We start from the raw sequence: 25884 nt of genomic DNA on the forward strand, positions 1-25884 counted from the left end.
TAGGACTAGTATTTGATTTCTGAAATATATGTAGTTTTGGTGGGCAATGCCCACCCTACAGATACTTATGTTTTTATGGGCAAGCGCAGGCTATGCCAACAATAGTCAAATCAGATTCCTATAGTCACATACTCATCATCCCATAGATGGATAACAAGTTATACATGACCTACTTTAGTATGGATATTCTAATTTTATGTCTCTAGGAAGTACCGCAAATATGATGACTAAACCACAATGTAGAAGGAAGACTATCTACAAAAATTTTATCCAAATTATCTAAATCACAAGAGTTGAAAATGGCTAATAATATCAAACAACAAATTCAAGCAGACTTACAGCAAGCAAAAGCAACTGGACAGCTAAAAAGCGAAAGAATTAGAGAAATTGTCAAAACCGCAGTTTCTCAAGTCGCCTCTGAGTTCAAGGAGGGTTCTAGTGAAATTCGTTCTTTAGTTAAAGATGCAGTTTCTACCGTAATTGAAAATCTGCAAGACAAAGGTACAGAAATTAAGGAGGAAGTTACAGCTTCAATTGAAGGAGCCATCGAGGGTGTTAATACTAAAAGACATGCGGCAATAGTTAGAAGTCAGTCAGAGTTGCAAAGGTTACAAGCGCAAATTGATGGTGAAGAAGAAAAAATTCAGCAAGAAGTTGATGGCATCTTAGCAGAAATAGCGGAGAATGGTCAGCAAGAAACTGCTAGCAGGAGAACTGTAATTGACTCCGCTATCGATAGTATCAAAAATAGTGAAGAAGTTTCCCTATTACAAAAGCGTTACGCGCAATTACAGGCGCAACTATCAATAGTTAGGGCTAATTTAGCGGCTCGTTATGGTGGACGCTCAGAAGAAGTCAAAAATTATCTGGATGAAGCCAAAACCTGGTATGAACAGGCTCGTCCCCAAGCTGAGGCTCTGGCTACTCAGGTAGAGGAGAAGCGATCGCAAATAGATAGTAAACTAGGAGAAGCTGGTACATCCCTAGCGAGAAAAGAGCGTCAAATCAAACAAACTTTGAGGGAACTGTTATTAGCAACGGCCGATTTGTTCAAAGATAAGGAACATCCAGAGCAAGAGAAAGAAGTTACGCGTAAGTAATCGGATAGATGAAAAATAGCCCAGGCTTATCAGATAAGTCTGGGCTATTTAAATTTTGGAGAATAATTATAGTTGTTGACTGTTGACAGACTTGAGAGCTTTTTATCGTAAATAAAAGGGTTTAAGACCCCTCTCTTACAAAGTTCTGATCGCCGGAAGCCGGCGCTCAGACTTTGCGCTACGTCTATACGTAGTATCATTTTCAGGCGGGGTTTAAATTCCCGTCTGAAAATGTCTTTAATTTTGAATTTTGAATTTTGAATTTTGAATTTTGAATTGTTAATGTCAGGGTTGTATCTTATCTTGATGCCCTAATTTAGCTACGGCTATATATAAAAATAGGCGGGAATTCCCCGACCTATCTAATTCAAAAAGGTGACATCTAACTTCAATCAATAATTAAACTGTTCTTCATGTTTAGCGATTACCCAAACAGCATGAATGCTACCGGGTAGCCAACCTAAAAGAGTTAGCAAAATATTAATTACCAAAGTTGGTCCGACACCGACTGTCAAGAACACACCTACAGGAGGTAATAGTAAACCGAGAAGAAGACGAAGTAATTTCATGGGATTGTTGCTACCTTTCAAATTTTATTTACTTACATTGTCGGAAATTAAGTGAATTCCTAACTCCATCTGAGGAATCATCTAGATGACAATTCACCTTCAGAAGGTAATTCTGGTTGAGTTTTTTGGTTTCCAGCTAAAAGATTCTTCTCAACAAAATAGTTGTTGATGAAAGTGCTAGCGAAAGAAAGGACAACCGGCCCAAGGATAAAAGCAAGAATGCCATGAACGCTAAACCCAGGAACCAAAGCTGCTGCTAATGAAAAACACAAACCGTTAACAACTAGAGAAAATGCACCAAAGGTTAAGAAGTTAAGCGGTAACGATAGAGTTGATAGAACTGGTCTAACTGAGCCATTAACTAAGCCAATTACAACAGCAGCAATTATCGCCGCAGGAAAATTAGCAATATTAACACCAGGAACTACTAAATCAACAATTAATAGACTGAGTGCTGTAGCTAGAGCGGTTAAAAACATTCCCAACATTTTTTTACCTAAAATTCAGTAATAGATTATTTGTTTTTGCTATTACTATCTTGAATATTTCAATAGGTAAAAGCATCTCTAACAAGATAGATTGCCTTTCTACCATCTGGAGTATTTTCGGAAAAATCAGATAAAATCACTCAAAAATCAGGAAATCCTTGCTTACTGTGAAATTACTCAGATTCAAAATGAGATTCTTCTGATTTCCCTGCATCAGATTGATATTGACATACTCCCCCAAATTTAATTAATTGGAGGCTTTACGCATCAAGGTTGGTAAAGTGAGGAATTATACAAAACTTGCTCTTGATGAGTTTCTAAAGTGCAATCTGATAAGGGATAAGTAACGCAGGTGACAACGTAGCCTTGCTGAATTTCATCAGGACGCAAAAATTGTTGCTCACTTTGGTCAACTTCACCACTAATAAGTTTGGCAACACAAGCAGAACAGTCTCCCTGTTTGCATCCCGATGGTAAGCGAATACCAGCCTCTGCGGCTATATCCAGAATATATTGATCGTCTGGTACTGAGATAATGCAATCTAATGCGATCGCACTATTTATAAGTCGGACTTGATAAACTGTCATCTGCCAAAAGTAATCTATTGCTTCACTGCTTTCATCGACAAACTAATTCTTTTCAATTTGGCGTTGACTTCCAGCACTCTCACCTTAACCACTTGTCCCACCTTGACAACTTTCTTGGGGTCATCAACAAATCTATCAGTCAGTTGAGAGATATGCACCAAACCATCTTGATGAACACCAATATCGACGAACGCACCAAAGTTAGCAACATTGGTGACAATCCCTTCCAATTCCATCCCTTCTTGCAAGTCGGTGATTTCTTTAATCCCTTCCTTGAAGGTGGCGTACTTAAATTCTGCACGGGGGTCTCTCCCCGGTTTTTCTAATTCGCTGAGAATGTCCCGCAGTGTCGGTTCACCAACTGTATCGGTGACATATTTCTTCAAGTTGGCTTTTTTGAGTTTTTCGGCAATTTGTGTTACCTGATTTAAAGTTACACTTAAGTCAGAGGCGATCGCTTCCACTACTGCATAACTTTCTGGATGCACTGCTGTATTATCCAAAGGGTTATCACCGCCACGAATCCTTAGGAACCCCGCCGCCTGTTCAAAAGCTTTCGGCCCCAACTTGGGAACCTTCAAAAGTTGGCGACGATTTTTAAAAGCTCCATACTGGTTACGGTAAGCCACAATATTATTAGCGACTGCTGGTGTAATTCCCGAAACAAAAGTTAACAGTTCCTTAGAAGCGGTATTTAAATCTACACCCACGTAGTTAACGCAGCTTTCTACAGTCTCATCTAACTTCTTCTTCAACAATTTCTGATCAACATCATGCTGGTATTGTCCCACACCAATCGATTTCGGATCTATTTTCACCAATTCCGCTAACGGGTCTTGCAAACGCCGACCAATACTAATTGCACCCCGCACCGTCACATCTAAATCAGGAAACTCTTCCAGTGCGACTTTGCTAGCAGAATATATAGATGCACCAGATTCATTGACCATCACCTTGGTAGGTTTACGGTCTAGTGTTTGTAATACCTGCATGACAAACTCATCTGTTTCCCGTGATGCTGTACCATTACCAATGGCTATTAACTCAATTTTGTATTTTTCAATCAGATTTTTGAGAATTTGAGCCGCTTTTGTCCGTTGTTCCGCAGCTTGGTGAGGAAATACCGCTTGATATTCCAGAAATTTCCCAGTTTGGTCAATAATTGCCACTTTACAGCCAGTTCTAAACCCAGGGTCAATAGCCATAGTTGGTTTCATTCCCGCCGGCGCAGATAGCAACAATTCACGCAAATTGATTTCAAATGTCCGAATAGACTCAATATCCGCATAGGTTTTCTTATCAGCAATGACTTCACTGATAAGGGAATTTTTCATCAAACGGTTGAACGCATCTTTCAGCATCGCTTGATAGAAATCCCGAATTCCCTGCACTTTTGTTTTAATTTCTTGAGATTCTAAGTAAGAAAGAACCCAATCTTCTGCAAATACCACATCAAAGCTTAATATTCCCTCAGTTTCACCCCGACACAACGCCAGCAAATTGTGGGGGGCAATATTTTTCACATTAATTTGATAGTTGCGGTACATTTCAAACTTGGTTGTACCTTCCGGGTAATCATCTTTAATACGAGAAACAAACACCCCATCTTCTAAGAGATAATCTCGAATATAGGCACGTAAATCAGCCTTTTCTGCCACTTCCTCCGCTAAAATATCAGCCGCACCTTTTAGTGCTTCATCGGCGCTGGTGACTCCCTGAGTTTCAGAAATATATCTTGCTGCTTCTTCCGATAATGATGCAGAAACGGGGTTTTTAGTATTTAAAGACTTAATGAAATCCGCTAAAGGTTGTAATCCCTTCTCTCTAGCAATAGTGGCGCGAGTCCGGCGCTTAGGACGATAGGGTAAGTATAAATCCTCAAGTTCAGTTTTTTGTAAACAAGAGACGATTTTCTCTTGTAGTTCATCCGTCAGTTTATTCTGTTCGGTAATAGCTTTCAAAATTACCGACTTTCTTTCTTCTAATTCCGTTAAGTAAGTATACCTATCAGCTAAATCACGCAACTGCACCTCATTCATTTCACCAGTGCGTTCTTTGCGATAACGGGAAATAAAAGGAATAGTCGCACCCTCCGCCAAAAGTTCCAGCGCATTTTGCACCTGAAAGGGTTTGAGTTCTAGTTCAGTTGCCAGTAGTTGAGGAATGTTCAGCATCAGGTATTTGTATGTGAAAAATTTACTCCTAAAGGTACAATGCTAAATCTTTCTTTTAGGATTGGTAGTATGTATTAAGTTACTTTACCAAATAGTTACGCAATATTGAGAAAAATACGGTAATTTTAAGTAAGATACTGTGACTCTACTTGCTACAATAAGAGATTACCCGATATATAAGAATAGCTCTCACTTAGCTTTAGTAAAAGTTTACATTTATGTGGGAAGGTAAGTAAAAATGCCCATGTTTTTTTTGGTTCCCTTGCTGGCTGGTTTAGCAACTGGCTACATATCCCAAAAATGCCAAGATGAAGTAGCTTATATTATTAGTACATTTACGGTGCTGAGTTTGATTGTGAGCCTAGTCCTAGCACCTTGGCAAATACAAACACTGCTGCTAATCGTAGTATTTGTTAGCACTAACAGATTTTTAAGCAGAAATTAGGGACTTCCAGATAAAAAAATATACAAGGGTGCGCCAGTGTGAGAAAACCTATCTGTACCAAGAACTTATTCATACTGACGCACCTTACTGACAATAAATTGGGAATAATTTATTTTTTTGTGTTCCCTTAGAGCATTTCTGAATAGAATTATGAATTTCAGGATTTGATGCTTCCAACTCATGCACTCCTTCCCTATGCGTTGTGAGTACATCCTTACCTATAATTACTGTTGAGTTATTTCACGGATAGTTTGACCATAAACACGCATCCTTTCACTATGAAAAGGAGGGGTTAATAGTTGACGTTGGCACAAGGGGCATGGAGGTTAGCGTCGGGAAAAGTTGTAAAATCTGAATTTATTAATTTAGGATTGTGAATTTGCAAGGTCACACAAAGCGGTATATTCAAGTATGGCAGGGTCGGAAGTAAGCAGTGCCAAAAATCATCACTATTCTCAACGGTAAAGGGGGAGTCGGTAAAACGACTACCGCCATCAACTTAGCTGCTCAGTTTGCGAAGAAAAAAAAAGTTATTCTCATTGATACAGACATACAAGGTTCTGCCAGTTGGTGGTTTGGCCGAAATCAAAACGGTATGGGGTTTGATTTATCCCAAGAAACCAATCCTCAACTCTTAGGGCAGTTGCAAACAATAAAAGGTTACGATTTAGTAGTAGTAGATACGCCACCTGCGCTACACTCGGAAGCATTAGCTACAGTAGTAGCGATCGCAGACTATCTAGTTTTACCTACACCTCCATCAGCAATGGATTTGGCTGTATTAATTGAGACAGTCAAAGCGGCTGTAGTTCCGTCCGGGGTTCCCCATCGGGTGCTACTTACAAAGGTTGACACTCGGAGTATAAATGAAGCAATAGAAGCACAAAATACTCTCCAAAGGTTAGGAATTCCCGTTTGTAAGGCTTTTATTCGGATATATAAAGCCCATGAAAGAGCAGCCTTGGACGGTGTAGCTATTGACCAATGGCGAGGCAAAAATGCTAGAGAAGCGGAATCAGACTACCATCGAGTGGCGGAAGAATTACAGCGTGACTGGAGGAAATAATGCCTAGAAAACAGAATCTCTCGGACTTAATCCAAGAGGAAGCCCAAAAATTTACACCATCTGCTGGCGAAACTGCCATTGAAGTGACAGCGCAAGAAGTGGTTGAAGAAACTTCTACTACCCCAGAAGAATCAGAACAGACTCTAGAAGCAACTGCTGCTAAACGTAGCACTCCTACTAAAGCAGATTTAGAAGCTACTATCAAAGAATTACAAGCCAGTTTAAAAAAATCTGAACAACAGGAAAAATCGCTACAGCAAAAAATAGATGATTTGCAATCAGCTTTATCTGAACAAAAATCTTCAGTTAAAAAACTCACTAAGGAACTAGACGAAACCAAAAAAACTGCCCTACAACTGGCAGAAGCTAACTCCCAGCTTATAGAAGAACAGAAATCTTTGGCTTCTGCACAAGAAAAAGAGCAGTTGGAGAGACAACAGTTAGAAAAACAAAGACAAGAGAAAGAACTGCTAGAAAAAGAACTGCTAGAAAAACAAAGACAAGAGAAAGAAAGCTATAAACCAGTACATTATCGAAAATCACATCGGCTACCTGAAAATTACCCAACACAACAGGTAGAAACCAATGATGATTTTTCTTCAAATACTTGGTTGTATGATTAAAGATAGAAGGCTAGGTGCATCATAGGGCAGGAAGAGGGATTTGATAATTACGTCCTTTATCTCCCACCCTGTGGTTTGGTGGTAGCCTCTCTACAAGAGGAGTTAAAGCCCCACATACCTTACTCTTTTTCCTGCATCCGGTACGCTGCGGTAACAATTTCGGATTTTGTCGCGCTTGCCTTGACTATGCAGGCGCAAGTTTACTCACAGGGGATTTTGAATTAATTTTCCCTAATTTCCATGATCGTTTTTCATGCGTAATTCCTATTGATATCAATCCGCTTCATCTGCTTCTGAATCTTGAGAATTGCTCATGAAATACCGAATAATATCTCTGTTGCTGTGTGTTATGGTCATTACTCATACTGTTCCAGCAAAAGCTGCACCTAATATATTGGTAGATTCTAGTGATAAATCTATACATATTACTGGTTGGTTAGGTGAAGAAAGTGCTTTAGTTGGTAACTTAAGATTAACGGCTCAGGGAGAAAATATTGAGAAATTCGTCTTTTTAGCCTCAGATTTGCGGCGAAAAGAAGGCAACGAAATTATTAACCGCCACCAAGTAACCGTAGTAGGTGAAACAAAACTTTCTGTAGGTATTCCTCAAGATTTCCAACTGAAAGTCACCGATGTTCGTTTACCTGGAACTTATGAAGGAACTCTCCAAGTATTGCTACCAAATCAAACTCAGCCGCAAATACAAAATATTTCTCTTCAAGTAATTGCTAAAGCTAGACCGACTCTCATTCCCTTGGGTGGTACAGAACAAATTCAACTACATCTAGTCAACTGTGATGGTATTCTCGGTTTTTTTGACTGCTTGCTCGCTAAAGGATTACTACCAGCTAGTGCATTTTTAAGCCAGTGGCAACTCCAATTTGATAATCCTAGTCAAGGGCCTGTAACTATTATTGATGCTAGAGTCATTCTCAGAGGTGAACAGACAGGATATCAATTAACAGAGACAGCTTTGAGTTTGCCTCAAGGATCTGTGAATTTACCAGGCGATCGCATAGTTACTTTACCATTAAATTTAAATCGTTCCATCATCCCCCCAGATCGTTACACAGGGACTATTTACTTCACCCTATCAGGACAAACGCAAAGGTTAGCCATACCAGTAGATTTGAGGATGCGTTCTGGGCCAATTTTACCCCTAATGGTGTTAATATTTGGCGTAATTTTGGGTCGATTATTCAAATATATGCAGGAATCTGGTAGCGACATTACCAGAGCTATTAAGGCAGTTTACCGCCTCAAAGCCAGAATTAGACAAGAAGCAGAACATAGCGAAGACCAAGACATACTCAACAACATGGTTGAATGGGTAGGACAATTAATTCGATGGGAGAAGATAGATAAGGCCTTAGCAGAAATAGATGCCATTGAAGCCAGATTGGAAGCCTTAAACAAGCTGAGACAAATAGAAAACCAAATACTAGAGATGCGGGAAGAAGACAGCCTCAATAAAATGGCTCATGAGGTGCATAAAAATATTATTAAAACTCGTTCACTTTTAGCACAAAGGAATGATGCTGTTGCTCAAAAGTGTATGCAGGAAGTAATGAAGGGTTTAGCCAACCTCAATCAAAAACGGCAATTAGATAAATATTTCCTGCACAATGAAGCTTTCTCACTGCTAGAACTAGCCGATTCAGTACAAAGGTTTTTAATTCAAGCTGATGCAGTTTCCCCAATACCGAGTAACCAACCGGAATGGAAAATTCGCTGTCAAGATTTCCTAATATTACTTTCTGGGGTGTCTGATGACATACGCATCGGAGCTACATTTTGGCTTGTGCGGCCTTTTTTATCCCTAACGCTACTAGTTGGTTTGTCTTTGGTGGGTATAGGTTCGCTTTATGTAGACAACGGACTCACTTTTGGTGCTAGACCTTTCTCCGACTATTTAGGATTAATTCTCTGGGGAATTAGTGCTGATGTCGCTAGTCGCAATCTCAGCAGTTTACAAAATAAAAATTTAGATAATAATACAAACCTGAGCTAAAAAATTACGCAGCTAAAGTACCAGATGTCCAGTTACTCATGCACTCCATGCCTTCTTTGCCGATTACCGTCCTTCCTACAGAGAAACAGCAGCTAAGGACGGTTGTCAACGTTTCCAGGCATAATTTAAAGAACATGGTGTGTGTAGATTCGTAATGGGTAATTCGTAGTGTGTAGTTAATAATGCTGACTACGAATTGCAAAATAATTACAAACTATATGAAAACTTTTATTTAAAAATAGTACACTACTCTAGCATCTATCTACTTTCAGACAGTTGGTAAATAGCTTGAATGTACAAATTTGCTCCTGCTTGCGAACAAGAGACAATTGTATTTGGTGCTGCCCGTCCTGGTTACTCAGACCAAGAAGTATACAATTGGATAGAGTTTATGCGGCAGCAAAATATAAAACGAGTATGTTGTCTTCTATCTAATGAACAACTAGCTGGCTACTCTCATCTTTTAAGTACATATCAACAAGAATTTGGCAATCAACAAGTTTGTTGGGCAGCAATCGCCGATTTTCACTTAGCTGATTTAGCAACTCTTACAGAGAAAATACTGCCATTTTTAATAGAAGCAGACAAACTCAAAGAAAGAGTTGTTGTTCACTGTTCTGGTGGCATTGGACGTACTGGCCATGTGTTAGCTGCGTGGTTGGTTTGTGGTAGAGGGTTTGCAAATCAAGATGCTATAGCCGCCGTCAAATGTACAGGGAGAAATCCTCATGAAGCTGTAATCGCTGCTGTATTCCAAGGTAAAAATCCCTTAACAGTTGCCAAAGAACTTGATTTTCTGCTGAATAATTGTCGGATATTAACGTGAGTTGTAGTTATGAATTAATTACAAAATCTAGAGAGTGATATATTTTTGTATTTGTTTATATTTCCTATTTTATGACTGTTTTTCCGAGAATTATGTATGTAGCAGTTTTTTAATGTTGCAAATTATCTAGAATTTCTAGATCACAACAAAATATTGAATAATTATTACAGTGATGGTGATTATTATGAACTTAGCGACTGCAACTACCCCCAAAACATTTAGTCTTTTAAGTATTGGTCAACGAGGAGTTGGCAAAACAGTTTTCCTGGCTGGCAGCTATACAGAATTAAGTCCTGATAATCAAACAAATACTCCTCAGAAGTTGTGGTTCGATTGCCAAGATAGCGAAGTACAAGCAAATCTGGAAAATATTAAAAATCATGTTGCTCGTACCAATCTCTACCCACCTGCCACAATTAAGATTACTAATTTTAACTTTAGTTTGAAGCGTCAAATTCGTTCAAATGTGGAAACAGTGTGCAACTTTCGTTGGTGGGATATTCCTGGTGAGTCCTGTAATATTCATAATCCTGACTTTCAGGAAATGATCCTCACTTCTAGTGGCTGCTGTGTATTCATTAATGCCCATGCTCTGATTAATGATCAAAATTACCCCCGCTTACTGGAGGATATTTACAACCAAGTAGCAGCGATCGCCTCTGTAGTTTACAAGTATAATATTAAGTACGCCTTCGCTTTGATTTTGACTAAGTGTGATCTGCTCGAACTCAACCCATCTACCCTGCTACAAATTGATCAGCACCTACAACCTCTAATTAGCTATCTTGATTCGCTCAAGGCCACCTATCAAAAATTTTATTCCGCTATTCCTATTGTTTCTCTAGATGGTGTTTCCAGTCTCAAAGCTCAAGGTGCAGCTAGTCCCTTACTGTGGTTATTGTCAAATCTCAACGATGTGGAAATTTATCCACCACAAGAAGATTTGACAGATGAACCGAGCCAGCAGTCATTTACTGCACGGATACCACGACCAAAAAGCTCCAAGGAAGTTTTACTTGTATCTTTGGTAAGTGCTATTTTACTAGGGGCGATCGCATCACTTTTCCTATCCTTCAAGTCATTAACATCTATTCCCCAACAAGCACCAACCATCGAACAACCAAAAAACCCAATTAAACAATATTAATTTGATACAATCCCCCAGTTCCCACATTTAATACAAGATCAGATTCTCTTTCCCCTGCCCTCGTAGTATGACCCCTTTAAATTTAGGTCAACTTGTATACACCAGCTTTGCTATCGCGGGATTGAGAACCGTGGCGAGTAAAGAAGTTCCTCCGGAAATTCAGCAGGCCTTCTTAGAAAAGGTGGTTTACCAGTATTGGGATGCCTATAATCCACCCAGTGCAGGATATAGAGCTGCATACTTACTTCAGGTAACTTCAGAGGATAACTTGTTTGGTTGGTTATACAACGATGGGCTGGATGATTTTGGTCGCAGCGATGTTCCATATTTTCTTTGTTACTATTTACCTGGCAAACTACACCCCAGCCAACTCGAAAACATTTTTATTTGTCTATGCACTGGCCCAATAACCATCGTAGACAGGCAAAATCTCCCAGTTTCTTTAGAAAGCTTGGTAACTCAAAACTTATGGAGTTACCAGCCTACTCGTGCTGGGGTAAAAATTCCCAGACAGGTGATTGAGGAAAGCCAAATTACCCTCAAGCAGGAAGAATTGCTCAATTTATTTGTCTGTGCATCCCAGGATGAAATAAAAGATACTTCCATAGCTGATCGAAATTTACTGATCGTTAGTAAACAGAAAATACGTCTACTAGACACCCCTACAACCCCTAATCAAGCCATTACCCAGCAGGAACTACCTCTGGCGGTCAGGATAGCGGAAAATGATCACCAGATGCCGGCAGCTAAAACTCATCTCACAGATAACCAAAAAGCTGTTTTCCCCTTCCCTGGAAAGTTGACTTTAATGCTGGGGACAATAGCAACTGTTGTTTCTCTACTCACCTTGAATTATTTTCTGAAAATTGCCCCTTTTGCTGGGACTGTCCAAAAAGTTACCGCACCTATCCCCACTCCAAATCCCCCTGTAGACCAGCAAAGTACTACCCTGACTAAAACATTATTTGGTCATACAGATTCGGTTTGGTCTGTTGCACTCACCAAGGATGGACAAACTTTGATGAGTGCTAGTGAAGATAAAACTATTAAAGTTTGGAATCTAGATACGGCAAAGGTTACAACTACACTACAAGGACATACGGATACAGTACGGGCGATCGCTCTCACCCCAGATGACCAGACTTTAATCAGTGGGAGTGCAGACAAGACAATTAAAATCTGGAATCTCCAGACATTCAAGTTAAAAAGAACAATGAGTTCCTTGTCTGGTGGTATTTGGTCACTGGCTATCAGCAGCGACGGACAAACACTGGTCACCGTTCACGAAAATGGTAGTATCCAAATTTGGAACTTTCCCACAGGACAACTCCTCCGCACAATTAAGGGACATCAAGGTCGGGTTTTCTCTGTGGCGATGAGTCCTGACGGGGAGACTTTCGCTACTGGTGGCATTGATAAAAACATCAAAATTTGGAACTTATATACAGGGGAATGCCTCCGCACGATCGCCGAACATCAAGACGCAGTAAGAGCGTTAGTTTTCAGCCACGATGGTAAGATGCTCGTTAGTAGTAGTTGGGATCAAACCATTAAGATTTGGCAGATGCCCACAGGTAAATTGCTCCATACCCTCCTGGGGCATACTTCACGAGTAGTAACTCTGAGTTTGGGAATTGCTGAACAAACCCTTGTCAGTGGCAGCCTCGACAACAAGCTCAAAATCTGGAACCTGCAAACAGGTAAATTACTTGAAACCCTATCTGGACATTCTGACTGGATTTTAGCGATCGCCACCAACCCTGCAAAGCAAATCTTAGTAAGTAGCGCTAAAGATAAAACTATCAGAGTTTGGCAGCCGCAAATTATTGGTAGGTGAAGTTACTTGAGATAAAACAATAATCCAATACCTGCGATCGCAATGATTACCCCAGCGAGCGATCGCCAACTCACTTTTTCACCGAGACATAGGGACAGGGGGATAACGAATAGTGGACTAGTTTGCATCAAGGTGGAAGCAACTCCCGCAGCTGTGAGTTTAATTGCTGTTTGTTGTAGCCAAATTCCTAAATATGTGCCGCAAAAGGAAGCGAAGCAACTAATCAATATAACCCGCCACGATTCTCTGTAAAAGTAGGACGACATTTGACGTTTGTAGCTCAACCATATCCCTACCACCAAAATTAACTCAGCCGCAGATAATCGCAGTAAAGCCGCCCACAAAGGTGTAACGTTACCAATAGCAAATGCGGCACGAGAGATGACTGTACCGGCGGCATTAGTCATTGCTGCGAGTAAAGCAAAGCCAAGACCCCGCATCAAAAGACTATCCTCTACCCTCTTACCTCCTGTATCGGGAACCCGTTCTGTAACTACCCAAGCCACCCCCATAATAGTGAGTAAAATTCCACACCAAGCGCGGAAATTTAACTGTTCTTGGAGGACAAGATTTGCGGCGATCGCTGTTATGGGAGGAGCTAAAGTGCCGATAAGTAACACACGACGCGCCCCTAAGTAATTGATTGCAGCTAGAAAAGCCGTATCCCCCAAAGCAATACCAACAACACCACTCAAGCAGAGGAGCAAAATCTGTGTGTGGTCAGAGATAGGCAAGGATTCGCCAGTTAACCAAATAGTCAGGGAAAGAAAGGCGATCGCCACGATTCCTTTAATCAAGTTTAACTGTAGCGGTGCAATCCTTTGCCCCACAATCCCATACAGTACAGAAGCGATCGCCCACAAACCAGCAGCAACCAAGGCGGCTAATTCACCTTTACCATCTGTGAATGGCAAAGTTAAATAATTATTAAAAATAAAATGCTCCTCTAAATTTATGCCTGAAACTATTTAATAACACCCCAAATAATAGCATATTTTTTAGCACTCAAACCTAGAGAGTGCTAATCATAAAAGACAATTTTAATCTGGATATATAGGCAAACATTACTGTATTCATGGACGAAATATAGGTGATTTTGCCCACATAATTAACTTTCAAAATGTGTACGTTACGTAAAACTAACTAACCATTGGGAATACTAGCATGAAATATACTTTTGATATTGTTGGTGTATCTCCTGTTTGGCAATTTTTTAGTCACCAACAGCAAATTCAAGAACAATCAAATCACCCAGGCATAGAATATTTAGGTAGCCATAAATGTACACTCGACGCATTGATAGAAACAGTAGAACCATTACCATTGAAATGGGGTTGGAACACTGAGCAAGTGTTAGATACTGTAGTGCAGTTTTGGATGAATAATTCCGAAAGTATTCGTTACTGGAAAACCAGATTAACTGATGGTGGTAATGAGAATATACTTGTAGCTAGATTGGCAGATATTACGGCTTTACAAGCTGAATTTGAATCATTATTAGGTAAAAATTGGTAGATATAAAAAATTTAAGTATCTGTAGGGTGGGCATTGCCCACCAGAAGAATATTTCGGAAATAAATTATGAATCCTATAGTAGAGATTTAGGGGTGTAGAGGAGAAAAACTAACGACCAAAGACTGATTTCTCTGTTTAATACCAATTCTCTATGAAGTTGCGTCAAATAAATGATGTAGAGAATAAAGTGCATCTATGGCTACGCCAGGCAAGCTACATCAAGAAACGGTTTAAGTTAAAATAAAAATGTCTTGCTTCTAAATCCTTGCACCTGTTCTCAGAGGCAATATGCTTTTAAAGCTACAACAAATCATAGTCAAGCCAGGACAACAAATGTTGCCGAAAGATGTCGATGCGTAATTTTAGAAACTGGTTGAAGAATAATTTGTAATGGTAATCTGAAGCTGCTTTGAAGTCCTCACCTATAAGGAAGATGGGTAATGGGTAATTGGACTGGATCTCTGTATCTGTAGTGGGCATTGCCCACCAAAACCATGAGCCTACGTATATTTCAAAAATTAAGTATGAGTCCTATATGTAGTAATACAGTTCAGTTAAGGCAACAACTTAGACTGGTGTAGGTTGGGTGGAGGAACGGAACCCAACATTCTCAAGACTTTGTTGGGTTCCGCTATCGCTCCACCCAACCTACTATTCTCTTAACTGAACCGTATTGCTATATGTAGCGAGAAGGATCTATCAGTCTTAACTAATCTTATAAGATCAGAAGCATCTGCCTATTTAATCTTTACCGCCCTTACCCATGCCTCTGTCGCGCATAGTCACGTTGATTGTTGGTTTAATCGTCATATTGGGACTCGCCCTGTGGCTGATTGATTCCCTTTCACGTCTTTACTGGCAATTATCATATTCGCCATTACTGGGGAATTTGCTGTTATTACTGCTGATTGTCCTCATTGGCTGCTTAGTTGCAGCTTTTGTCTATTATGTAATGGTGTTGCAGGCTGGTGAACAGCGTTCCCGCCGCAATCGTCGGCGCGTGACAGCAGCGCAAATCCCGGCTGCTAAATCTGATGCGGCTTCTACTACATTACAGGCGGTGCGGCAACAGGTGTCGCAAATTCAGGATGAAGTGGCGCGCCAAGCTTTATTAAGTCGTTCCAAGGAGATTGAGGCGAACTTAGCACGGGGTGAAATCCAAGTAGTGGTGTTTGGAACAGGGAGTGCTGGCAAAACTTCCTTAGTCAATGCAATTATGGGACGGATGGTAGGGAAAGTAGATGCGCCAATGGGGACAACCCAAGTAGGAGAAACTTACTGTCTGCGGTTGAAAGGGTTGGAAAGAAAGATTTTAATTACAGATACGCCAGGGATTTTAGAGGCTGGGGTGGCGGGAACAGAACGGGAACAATTAGCCAGGGCATTGGCGACGGAGGCAGACTTACTATTATTTGTGGTGGATAATGACTTAAGACGCTCAGAATATGAGCCTTTGAAGAGTTTAGCGGAAATTGGTAAGCGATCGCTCCTAGTTCTCAACAAAACCGACTTGTATACAGATGAGGATAAAGAAGCGATTTTGGCACGGTTACGTCAACGGGTGCTGGGATTTATTGCTACAAATGATGTCGTAGCGATCGCAGCTAACCCCGAAGCGGCACAATTAGAAACAGGGGAACCATTCCAACCAGAACCAGATATAGTCCCCTTACTGCGGCGGATGGCGGCGATTTTACGGGCTGAGGGTGAGGATTTGGTAGCGGATAATATTCTTTTACAATCTCTGCGTTTAGGCGAAGAAGCCCGCAAACTCATCGACGCGCAACGTCGCCGCCAAGCTGATAAAATCGTTGAGCGTTTTCAGTGGATTGGGGCGGGTGTAGTATCAGTTACGCCTTTGCCTGTGGTAGATTTACTGGCAACGGCGGCTGTAAATGCCCAAATGGTCGTAGAAATTGGTAGAGTCTATGGTTGTGAATTGAACATGGAACGGGGACGGGAGTTAGCCCTTTCTTTAGCCAAGACGATTGCTAGTTTAGGTATTGTCAAGGGAGCAATTCAATTACTAACCACAGCTTTACAACTAAATGTTGCCACTTTTGTGATTGGTAAAGCCATTCAAGGGGTAACAGCCGCTTATTTAACCCGCATTGCAGGTAAAAGTTTCATTGAATATTTCCGTCATGACCAAGATTGGGGCGATGGTGGGATGACAGAAGTAGTTCAGAAGCAGTTCCAAATGAATCGGCGGGATGAGTTTATTAAAGCATTTGTGCAGGAAGCGATCGCAAGGGTTGTCAAACCGTTAACAGATAAATCGGAAGTAGTTGAACATGATGAACAGACTAATAGTTAGAAACTAAGGTGATAAGCACCTGGATCAAATATTCTTGCGTCAGGGCTGTCCATAGTCAAGAGTCCAGAGTTAAAGACTAGCTTGGACTGTGGACTTTGGACTTTTGACAACCTGAGTGCGAAATATACGATTTAAATGCGTAACAGCTTAGTCAAGGTACGAATCATCTCAGGAGGTTTTAATGAACAAACATCATCAGTTTGCTAAAAAGTTAGTTTTGACTCTGGCGTTAACCAGCCTGCTATCTTCTGGACTCGGTTTGGCTAGTGACTATAGGGCTACAGCTACACCAGCAACAGAATCGATAGAAATATCTCAAAACTCTCAGAATCGTCTACCTCGTCACATCGCTAAAGCAGTACTCAATGATGCTTCCCGACGTTCTGGAATTAGAACCACTAATTTAAGAATCACTCAAGCCACACCCAGAACTTTTGGGAATCCCTGCGAGTTCAACTTTGGGGAAATCTGCACCAAAGAATATCGACCAGTCCAAGGTTGGGAAGTAGTTGTGCGAGTGCAGAATCAATCTTGGATTTATCACGTCAATCAGTCTGGCTCCCAAATAGTCCTTGATCCTAAAGCTAACGTAGGCGAAAATAGCCAACTACCGCGAGCGATCGCTAATAATATTCTTACTGATGCAGCTAGACGTTCTCGTGTACCCAGACGGAACATAGAAATTACCAAAGTCACACGCAGAACCTTTGGGAACCCCTGTGAGTTCAACTTTGGGGAAATCTGCACCAAAGAATATCGACCAATCCAAGGCTGGGAAGTGGTAGTACGAGTGGGGAATCAATCTTGGGTTTATCACGTCAATCAGTCTGGTTCCCAAATCGTTTTAGATCCCCAAGTTTTGGGCAAATCTTGAGAGGGTTTTCGTCAATCCATACCAATCTTCTTGATCGAATCTATCCACCTATTACTTTTTCTTGCGATAATTCCTAAGGGGAGTAAGCTCCCTACTGGTTTGTCAAAGGGGGATAGATGACCATCAAGCGGTTGGTTTTATTTTTTGTACTCACGCCGATAGCGGCTTTTTTAGCGGCTTCGTCTTTATTTGGTAGTTTGCAAGAACCACAGTTTCAAAGTCGTTTGGAACTATACCAAACCAATATTGCCCTGCAAGCACAAGCTTGGAAACCAGAGGATAGCAACGATGATAGTCCCCAAGTAATTCAAGAAGCAATTTTGGGGGAAAAACCCCTGGAAAACGCTAGCAAGGAATATGAAAAAACCCGTCAATCAGTGCAAACTAATTTGACGAAAACTCAAAACCAACTTGCACAACTGCGCTCTTCATCCCAAAATCCTGCACCGCCTAAACCCTTACCAGATGTTCCTCCCACCACAAATACTTCTCGTAATGACAAAGAAAAGCAATTACAGAAGTCTCTCCAGGAACTGCAAAAATTTGCGGCTGAATTAGACTTAAAACTGGGAATTTTGCAAGCAAAGCAAGGACAGATACCAACAGCCATCAAAACTTGGAACGAATTACAAAAGCCTTCAGACACTCCAGAACTCACCAAAGAAATTGAGCAAACTGCGGCGGTGTTGAGTGGACTGTGGAGTGATCCCCCACGACTTTTTCCCGACGCTCAACAGTTAATCCAGCATAATCTAGAAGGCTGGTTTCGCTCCACAGCTTTGATTCAGCTTTACCAACTCCAGCAACGACAAGATGCTTTAAAAGAAGTTCAATCAACACAACAAGAGGCAGCAGCTCAAGCTGTATTTAAATTAGCGGCGATCGCCACTGTTCCCAGCCTAGCAGCTTTAGTAGGAACGATATTGTTAATTTTCTTAATTGCTCAACGCTTGATCAAGGGAAAAGAAGCCTTATTGAGTCAGAATGCTGAGTTAGCTTGGTCAACACCTTGGGATGTAGAAACAATTCTCTCGGTTTTTGTTGTGGGCTTTTTCTTCATGGGGCAAATTTTTGTTCCTTCCTTGTTGGTGCTACTCCCCATACCTCGCCCCATAGTTAATGTAAGACTACAAGCCGTTTCCGTCCTCATCAGTTATCTGTTAGTAGCATCAGGCGCGTTGTCAGTTTTATATTTCTCGATTAAACGTTTTTTCCCGTTACCCCAATATTGGTTTCGTTTCCGCCTGCGAGATAATTGGTTTCTCTGGGGACTAGGTGGTTATTGTGCAGCTTTACCAATAGTTGTGATTGTGTCTTTGATTAATCAACAGCTATGGCAAGGACAAGGTGGTAGCAATCCTCTATTACAACTGGCACTAGAAAGCCAAGACTTTACAGCATTGAGCATATTTTACGTGACAGCTGCGATCGCCGCCCCTTTATTTGAAGAAGTACTGTTTCGCGGGTTCTTATTACCTTCCTTAACTCGTTACGTACCCGTTTGGGGCGCAATCATCACCAGTGCGGTATTGTTTGCCGTCGCCCACCTCAGTTTGTCAGAAATACTGCCACTCACTGCTTTGGGTATCGTTTTAGGGGTAGTATACACGCGATCGCGCAACCTCCTAGCTCCTATACTGCTCCATAGTCTCTGGAATAGTGGCACACTACTCAGCCTGTTTCTCTTAGGTAGTAGTAATTAGGCAACACCAAGAAATCAATTATCCAAACATAGATGGTTTGCTTGGGTGCGTCAGGATGAATAATGTCTGAGTATAGTTAGATCCTATCTCAGAGGTTTTTTGAAAAGTGATTGGCTGTGATTTTAAGCACTCATTGATCCCCCCTAACCCCCCTTAAAAAGGGGGGAAATGAATCAAAGTCCCCCTTTTTAAGGGGGATTTAGGGGGATCTAAAATGTTTTGCTACCAAGCATAGGACTTTTCAAACATCCTCTAAGTGACGCACCCTACATGACGTAACAAAGTATTGCGACGAATATTGTTAAATAGATTACAAAACTCTGGGTGGACTTTGAGTATCATCTGGATAAATAGACATAGTTATTCGGTAACTTACCCATTCAATCCTCACCTAACCCTACAGCAGCTGACAACTAAATAAAGACCTAAGTTATATCTCTCCCCATCAGTAGCTACAGGACTACTATTTGATTTTTGAAATTTAAGTAGGGCGGGCATTGCCTACCCTACAGATACTTATATCATTTCAATAATCAAATCGGATTACTATAGATTGCTTAATTTTAGCTGAATCATCGATTTCCTAATATACCAAACAAAGGTAATTTCTATGAGAGATTATCCTCTTACTTGTAACAGTCTCCAAAAAATCCGGAGATAACACTGATGTACTTGTAGAAAGTGATATATTACAAGCATTTTCACTGACTAATGTGAATTAATTCTCTCGAAAGATTAATTTTTCTCAAAATACTGTAATACTTATGTTTTAGTTTATGTAATTAGCATTATATCTAGCTATGTTAGGAACACTATAAAACCAGGCGATGTCTTATGTGATAAAGATGTCACCTATGTTCATGGCAAATGACTATTGTCTGGCAACATAGTAAAAAATCCAACTAATAACTAGGTAAAAATATGTTTACTGGGTGAATATATTTTTGAAAAATCAATACAATAAAAACTGCAATTTTATACTATTTTTTAGGAGTAACCTACCTATGGCAAATCTTAACCCTACTCAAACCAACAAACAATTACTAGCTGGTTACTGTGGCATTATTTTTGGTGGCTTTGGTATTCACAAATTTATTTTGGGCTATGCTGCCGAAGGGTTCATCATGTTAGTGATCACCTTAGTTGGTGGTTCTTTTTCCTACGGAATTACTTTATTAATTATGCAACTGGTAGGATTAATTGAAGGCATGATCTACTTAAACAAAACCCCTGAAGAATTCGTCAATACTTATTTAGTGAATAAACAAAGTTGGTTTTAAATTAGTCAGTTGTCAGTTGTCATTACTCATTAATCTTCCCCTGCTCCCCCTGCTCTTTTTTTGAATTGTTCTCCCCCCTGCTTTCTTCATCCCAATCAATATGCTGATCATGAAACGTAAACACATGATTTGGGCTATGTGCTTGTTGGTGGGTGTGGGGTATTTCAGTGCTATGTCTAACTTAGAAATTCACTATTTCTGGAAAAGCCTGATTGCCTTTATACCAGTGCAAATGGCAGCGATCGCCTACGTAACTGTAAGAAAAGCGAGTCGTAATTAACACCAAAAACCACTCATTACTCATTTTCTCCATCCCCAGACCCAAAAACGTGAGATAAGTGCCACATCTTAATAAAATAAATGGTAATGACGATCAGTCATAGTTCAAAATTTCGCCTACGCTCGAAGTAGAGATGCTTATCATCGAGTGTCTAATCTTCGTAGCGAATCTCAACACTTGCCATGCAACTTGTCCCACAAACTCAGCTTGACCCAGAACTAACCCCCACACTAGAGAAAATTATTCTGGATGTTGGGGGGATGAAGTGTGCTGGGTGTGTAAAGGCAGTAGAGCGACAGCTCACCCAATATTCAGGTGTGAAGAATGCCTGTGTGAATTTGGCTACAGAAGTAGCGGTGGTAGAGTCGGAAGTTGGTACAGTCGATCCAGAAATGCTGGCACAGCGATTGACATCTGCCGGATTTCCTACTCAACCAAGAACAGCCAGTAGTAAGGCAAGTGAATCAACAATAGAAGACTCAGCTGCAAGACAACGCCAACAAATGCAGACAGCATTCCAGCAGTTAATTATTGCTGCTGTGCTGCTGGTCTTTTCGGGGATCGGGCATTTGGGCAACATTGGCAGTTCAATTCTGCCCATATTAAATAACATTTGGTTTCACTTTGGACTAGCAACAGTCGCTTTACTAATTCCCGGTCGCCCTATTTTGGTTGATGGGTGGCTTGGTTGGCGGCGGAATGCACCCAATATGAACACCTTGGTGGGATTGGGAACCCTGACAGCCTATACAGCCAGCGTGGTGGCGTTGTTATTTCCGCAAATGGGTTGGGAGTGCTTCTTTGATGAACCAGTAATGATGCTGGGCTTTATCTTGTTGGGCAGAACCTTAGAACAACAAGCCAGAGGTAAGGCGGCGGCAGCATTTAGGCAACTGCTAGCACTGCAACCACAAATAGCAAGATTGATTGCTAACCCAGACCCAGAGAATATTGGACTGGGAGCAAATACTGTAGAAATCCCGGCTGAACAGGTGAAGGTGGGAGAATGGTTGCAAGTATTACCGGGTGATAAAATCCCTGTGGATGGGGAGGTACGTTTTGGACAGACAACTTTAGATGAGTCGATGTTGACTGGGGAGGCTGTGCCGGTCATGAAGCAACCAGGAGATATAGTCACAGCCGGAACGATTAACCAATCAGGGGCGATCGCTATCCAAGCCACCCGTACAGGCAATGATACCACCCTCGCCCACATTGTCGCCTTGGTAGAAGCAGCCCAAACTCGCAAAGCCCCCATCCAAAAATTAGCCGATACAGTAGCAGGTTACTTTACCTACGGCATATTAACAGCATCTGTATTGACATTCATTTTCTGGTACTGCTTCGGCACGCACATTTGGCCAGATATCACCGTATCCGGTGGTGGTATGGAAATGATGATGAACCACGCCGCCCATATTACCAATAACTCCCCCCTCCTAATTAGTTTAAAACTAGCGATCGCTGTTATGGTCGTCGCCTGTCCCTGTGCCTTGGGACTAGCCACACCTACAGCGATTCTGGTAGGCACAGGTATAGGTGCAGAACGGGGTTTATTAATCAAAGGCGGCGATGTTTTAGAAAAAGCCCATCAACTAGACACCGTAGTTTTTGATAAAACCGGCACTCTCACCACAGGTAATCCCGTTGTTACAGATTGTCTTGTATTTGCAGAAGACACTCCCAATGAAATAAGCTTCACATCCCTACACCTCCACACCCCCACACCCCTACACCCCTCTCACTCCCTCATACAACTAGCAGCCGCAGTCGAAAGCGGCACACATCACCCCTTAGCTAGAGCGATTCAGCAAGCTGCACAACAGCAACAGTTATCGATTCCAGAAGCTACAGACTTCCATACTGAACCAGGAATGGGTGTTTCTGCCGTCGTTGATGGTCAAACTGTGTTGTTAGGTAACGGGGATTGGTTGAGTTGGCATGGAATTACTTGGAGTGAAACTGCCCAACAGGAAGCGCAAAAGCTCGCCACAGAAGGTAAAACGGTCGTTGGTGTAGCAGTTGGGGAGAGTTTAGCCGGATTAATTGGTGTACAAGATACTACCAGACCAGATGCCCAAACTACAGTAGACAAATTACGCCAGATGGGTTTGCGGGTGATGCTGCTAAGTGGCGATCGCCCGGAAGCTGCTAACGCCATCGCTCAACAACTAGGCATAGATAGGGCTGATGTGATGGCTGGTATTCCTCCCGCCAAAAAAGCCACCTTTATTCAAGAACTACAAACAAAATCTGGCGCTAAAGTGGCAATGGTTGGCGATGGTATCAACGATGCCCCGGCCTTATCTCAAGCAGACGTAGGCATTGCTTTACATTCAGGTACAGATGTAGCAATGGAAACCGCACAGATTGTCTTAATGCGCGATCGCATTAGTGATGTTGTGGAATCAATTCACCTCAGTCGCGCCACCTTCAACAAAATCCGCCAAAATCTATTCTGGGCTTTCGCCTACAACACCATCGGTATCCCTCTAGCCGCAGGTGTTCTGCTTCCCAACTGGGGTTTTGTTCTCAGTCCTTCCGGTGCGGCTGCACTGATGGCATTTAGTTCAGTTAGTGTGGTGACTAACTCTCTGTTATTGCGTCGGTTAGCTCATCGGTAGCAAAATTAAGAACCCCTCTCCAACCTCTCCCCGACGCGGGGAGAGGCTTAAAACCGTTATGGTTAAAGCTAATTCTATCCAGACATGACATAAAGTTTTCTCTCTCAAATCTCTTTTATTATGCTGGGCGTGTTAGTGGTTTTTGGATCATTGACCACAAATCGCATCTATACTCCTATTCAAAGTATAAATCTAAGTGCGCTAGCGTTCTGCCCAGTAGAGGCGATACCTTCTCTACGAGACGCTGCGAGAACGGTAAGCTTCTCTACGAGACGCTGCGCGAACGCTAACGCACTTCCAATATCTATGCTAATCAGTGTCATTGTGCAGAGTATAATTAGCTTGCTCGAATGCAGGCGATACCCACGGTAAGCTATGCTAACGCTGGTGTGGAAAAAATCAGCTACGATAAATCAAAGCAACTTGGATAATTCCAACTTCAACTGACTGTGGCAAAGATGTATCAATGACAGTAGAAACTCTTGAAAGTCATCTATTAATTCTCGAAGACGACCAAGGTCGTAAAGAATTTTCTTTAGATCAACCTTTATACTCCATTGGCAGAGACAAAGAGTCGAACATTCGTTTAGTGTCGCAGTTTGTCTCTCGTCGCCATGCTACATTAGTGCGACTGCCAAAAAATAATAATAGTTATTATTACCGGATTGTTGATGGTGATGGTAAAGGTAAAGCAAGCGCCAACGGTCTGATGATTAATGGCCGCAAAATCCCAGCCCATGATTTAAAAAATGAGGATGAGATAGTTTTTGGCCCGAAAGTACGTGCCATTTACTACTTATTAAAGAATACTCAGCGTTCAGGACAAACAGACGCTAGTGAATATGACATCACGCTTATCAATCCTGGTATGACTGAGGATGCAGAAGAACTGTGAACTTCTTACTTGATGAGCATTATCCACCCAAATTGTGATACGGTGGGCGCTGCCCACCCTACAAATACTACAGATACTTAAATTTTGGCTTAGCCAGCGAGACTTTCGAGAAGATGCCAATGGCGACTACGTTCAATCGACTGCTTAACCAGTTCAAATACTTGCCGACAGTGATTATCCAAGTAGAGGGGTAATTCTTCATTTTTAATCACAATACTCATCCGGCTTTCTGTCTCAGTAGCCGTTGATTTATCAATCAGTACTTCCACTTTCACCAATTTAGGAAAAGGAACAGTACCAGGAATCTCACGCGCCAAAATGTAATCAGGTGTGTGGTATTGAATTTCTAAATCACAGTCCTGTAACAAGTCTAGAAGTAATGGCTGGAGATAGTCAAAACGGATAGAAATCACAAATGAACACGTATAGCGAGCCATAATAGCCCCAAGCCCCTTACAACACTCCGTCCATCCTATAATATCGAAGTAGCAAAACGGCAAGTCATTATAGATTCCTTAAACAAAAATGCTGATTTCAGTGGGGGATAAATTCTATTGGAGTCCTTAGCTACAAAGGGATAGGGCTTTTGGTAATAGGTAATGGGTAATGGGTAATTGGATTCTGAACGATTACCTACTGCTAAAGTGGTGTTGTCAATTCATGTATGTTTTTATACGGATAATTAGGCAAAATGAAGGGCAAAGTGGATGAAAAAGGTGTTTCAGAATTTTTTTCGGACATAGACTGCACCAATAGTCATGGCTACAAGCTGCATCCAGTAGGCTAGGCTGGGTTGATTGACTCCCGTCGGTGGAATGTTTAAACTACCAATGCCATAGAATAATTGTTGAATATACCACCATAATGAATAGAAAGAAGCTGGTAATTCAATGGGGATATAAATAATAATTAACGGTAAAACAGTGTCTATTTTGACCTGAGGAAACTTGATTATATACGCTCCCAAAACTGCGGCGATCGCTCCATTTGCACCAATGAGTGGTACAGTCAAATTTGGTTCAATGATAATCTGTGCTAACCCTGTGACAACTCCAGCAACCAGATAAAATCCTAAATAGCGCTGATGTCCTAAAATATTTTCTACCGCTTTACCAAAGACCCATAAAAATAATATATTCCCCAATATTTGGCTAAAACTGCCGTGAAGAAATATAGCAAACAACAAAGAAAATAAACGCCCAAATACGACTACTAAAGCCGCAGGATTTATCAGTGCATGATTAACTGCGGTACTAATCTGGGATGGGACTAAACCCCAAGTGTTAATGAAAGCACCTAATTCACCACTCAGTTCTAGTTTGATTTCCCAAAGGAAGATAACAATATTAATACCAATCAACCAATAATTAATAATCGGTCGTTCACGAAAATGTAAGTTATCACTAATAGGAATCATTTAAATTTGTTAGTAGGGGCGGGTTTATGAAGATCATCGTCTGAGAGTGCGGATATCTGTAAACCCGCCCGTACATTTGTCAGTGGTTATTAGTTCTCCCCGCAC

General features: G+C 41.3%; 23 protein-coding genes. 16 read left to right on the forward strand and 7 right to left on the reverse strand.

All coding sequences use genetic code 11. From position 1 onward, the window contains the following. The first annotated feature begins 299 nt into the window (after positions 1-299). The gene (locus GSQ19_RS12930) at positions 300-1100 is read left to right on the forward strand and encodes a hypothetical protein (RefSeq protein WP_011318347.1); all 801 of its coding nucleotides are present in this window, start codon (positions 300-302) and stop codon (positions 1098-1100) included. 392 nt (positions 1101-1492) lie between these two features. Here the strand turns inward: GSQ19_RS12930 and GSQ19_RS12935 are convergent, their stop codons facing one another. From GSQ19_RS12935 to GSQ19_RS12950, 4 genes are all read right to left on the reverse strand, one after another. Further along, the gene (locus GSQ19_RS12935; RefSeq protein WP_010994340.1) at positions 1493-1669 is read right to left on the reverse strand and encodes a YqaE/Pmp3 family membrane protein; all 177 of its coding nucleotides are present in this window, start codon (positions 1667-1669) and stop codon (positions 1493-1495) included. A 77-nt stretch (positions 1670-1746) separates the two neighbouring features. Continuing rightward, positions 1747-2157 carry a phage holin family protein gene (locus GSQ19_RS12940; protein ID WP_011318348.1) on the reverse strand — a complete coding sequence of 137 codons (411 nt, stop codon included), beginning with the start codon at positions 2155-2157 and terminating at the stop codon, positions 1747-1749. A gap of 267 nt (positions 2158-2424) precedes the next feature. Further along, on the reverse strand, positions 2425-2745 hold the full coding sequence (locus tag GSQ19_RS12945) for a 2Fe-2S iron-sulfur cluster-binding protein (RefSeq protein WP_011318349.1): 321 nt from the start codon (positions 2743-2745) through the stop codon (positions 2425-2427). A gap of 14 nt (positions 2746-2759) precedes the next feature. Further along, a complete protein-coding gene (locus GSQ19_RS12950) occupies positions 2760-4919 on the reverse strand; it encodes a Tex family protein (RefSeq protein WP_011318350.1) in 2160 nt (719 codons plus the stop codon). A gap of 238 nt (positions 4920-5157) precedes the next feature. Between GSQ19_RS12950 and GSQ19_RS12955 the strand changes: the two genes are divergently transcribed. From GSQ19_RS12955 to GSQ19_RS12985, 7 genes are all read left to right on the forward strand, one after another. Next, positions 5158-5364 (forward strand): hypothetical protein, encoded by a 207-nt coding sequence (locus GSQ19_RS12955; RefSeq protein WP_011318351.1) that lies wholly within the window; start codon positions 5158-5160, stop codon positions 5362-5364. 433 nt (positions 5365-5797) lie between these two features. Next, entirely contained in the window at positions 5798-6430 is a 633-nt protein-coding gene (locus GSQ19_RS12960) for a ParA family protein (RefSeq protein WP_011318352.1), read from the forward strand. Next, positions 6430-7053, forward strand: a complete 624-nt coding sequence (locus GSQ19_RS12965; RefSeq protein WP_011318353.1) for a hypothetical protein — start codon at positions 6430-6432, stop codon at positions 7051-7053. The genes GSQ19_RS12960 and GSQ19_RS12965 overlap by 1 nt, the downstream gene beginning before the upstream one ends. Before the next feature lie 313 nt (positions 7054-7366). Continuing rightward, a complete protein-coding gene (locus tag GSQ19_RS12970; protein WP_011318354.1) occupies positions 7367-9064 on the forward strand; it encodes a coiled-coil domain-containing protein in 1698 nt (565 codons plus the stop codon). 292 nt (positions 9065-9356) lie between these two features. Further along, a complete protein-coding gene (locus GSQ19_RS12975) occupies positions 9357-9890 on the forward strand; it encodes a protein-tyrosine phosphatase family protein (protein ID WP_011318355.1) in 534 nt (177 codons plus the stop codon). Between the two features lie 184 nt (positions 9891-10074). Next, a complete protein-coding gene (locus GSQ19_RS12980) occupies positions 10075-11037 on the forward strand; it encodes a hypothetical protein (protein ID WP_011318356.1) in 963 nt (320 codons plus the stop codon). Between the two features lie 130 nt (positions 11038-11167). Then, positions 11168-12874: a WD40 repeat domain-containing protein gene (locus GSQ19_RS12985; RefSeq protein WP_224311733.1), complete on the forward strand. Its 1707-nt coding sequence runs from the start codon at positions 11168-11170 to the stop codon at positions 12872-12874. Positions 12875-12876: 2 nt separating this feature from the next. On the opposite strand, the gene GSQ19_RS12990 is transcribed toward GSQ19_RS12985, so the two are convergent. Next, positions 12877-13788 carry a DMT family transporter gene (locus GSQ19_RS12990; RefSeq protein ID WP_011318358.1) on the reverse strand — a complete coding sequence of 304 codons (912 nt, stop codon included), beginning with the start codon at positions 13786-13788 and terminating at the stop codon, positions 12877-12879. Positions 13789-14038: 250 nt separating this feature from the next. Between GSQ19_RS12990 and GSQ19_RS12995 the strand changes: the two genes are divergently transcribed. From GSQ19_RS12995 to GSQ19_RS13030, 8 genes are all read left to right on the forward strand, one after another. After that, complete coding sequence (locus GSQ19_RS12995) at positions 14039-14389, forward strand: hypothetical protein (RefSeq protein ID WP_011318359.1); 351 nt, start codon at positions 14039-14041, stop codon at positions 14387-14389. 763 nt (positions 14390-15152) lie between these two features. Then, positions 15153-16706 (forward strand): YcjF family protein, encoded by a 1554-nt coding sequence (locus tag GSQ19_RS13000; protein WP_011318360.1) that lies wholly within the window; start codon positions 15153-15155, stop codon positions 16704-16706. Between the two features lie 181 nt (positions 16707-16887). Then, positions 16888-17580: a hypothetical protein gene (locus tag GSQ19_RS13005; protein WP_011318361.1), complete on the forward strand. Its 693-nt coding sequence runs from the start codon at positions 16888-16890 to the stop codon at positions 17578-17580. Positions 17581-17696: 116 nt separating this feature from the next. After that, on the forward strand, positions 17697-19283 hold the full coding sequence (locus GSQ19_RS13010; RefSeq protein WP_011318362.1) for a CPBP family intramembrane glutamic endopeptidase: 1587 nt from the start codon (positions 17697-17699) through the stop codon (positions 19281-19283). A 1004-nt stretch (positions 19284-20287) separates the two neighbouring features. Further along, positions 20288-20563 carry a TM2 domain-containing protein gene (locus GSQ19_RS13015; RefSeq protein WP_011318363.1) on the forward strand — a complete coding sequence of 92 codons (276 nt, stop codon included), beginning with the start codon at positions 20288-20290 and terminating at the stop codon, positions 20561-20563. 109 nt (positions 20564-20672) lie between these two features. After that, entirely contained in the window at positions 20673-20843 is a 171-nt protein-coding gene (locus tag GSQ19_RS13020) for a hypothetical protein (protein WP_224311730.1), read from the forward strand. Between the two features lie 182 nt (positions 20844-21025). After that, complete coding sequence (locus GSQ19_RS13025) at positions 21026-23467, forward strand: heavy metal translocating P-type ATPase (protein ID WP_011318364.1); 2442 nt, start codon at positions 21026-21028, stop codon at positions 23465-23467. Between the two features lie 466 nt (positions 23468-23933). Continuing rightward, a complete protein-coding gene (locus GSQ19_RS13030) occupies positions 23934-24362 on the forward strand; it encodes an FHA domain-containing protein (RefSeq protein ID WP_011318365.1) in 429 nt (142 codons plus the stop codon). An 89-nt stretch (positions 24363-24451) separates the two neighbouring features. Here the strand turns inward: GSQ19_RS13030 and GSQ19_RS13035 are convergent, their stop codons facing one another. Next, complete coding sequence (locus GSQ19_RS13035) at positions 24452-24799, reverse strand: hypothetical protein (RefSeq protein ID WP_011318366.1); 348 nt, start codon at positions 24797-24799, stop codon at positions 24452-24454. Positions 24800-25083: 284 nt separating this feature from the next. Next, positions 25084-25779 carry a rhomboid family intramembrane serine protease gene (locus GSQ19_RS13040; RefSeq protein ID WP_011318367.1) on the reverse strand — a complete coding sequence of 232 codons (696 nt, stop codon included), beginning with the start codon at positions 25777-25779 and terminating at the stop codon, positions 25084-25086. Positions 25780-25884 lie beyond the last annotated feature (105 nt).

The organism is Trichormus variabilis 0441, assembly GCF_009856605.1.
GTDB lineage: Bacteria > Cyanobacteriota > Cyanobacteriia > Cyanobacteriales > Nostocaceae > Trichormus > Trichormus variabilis.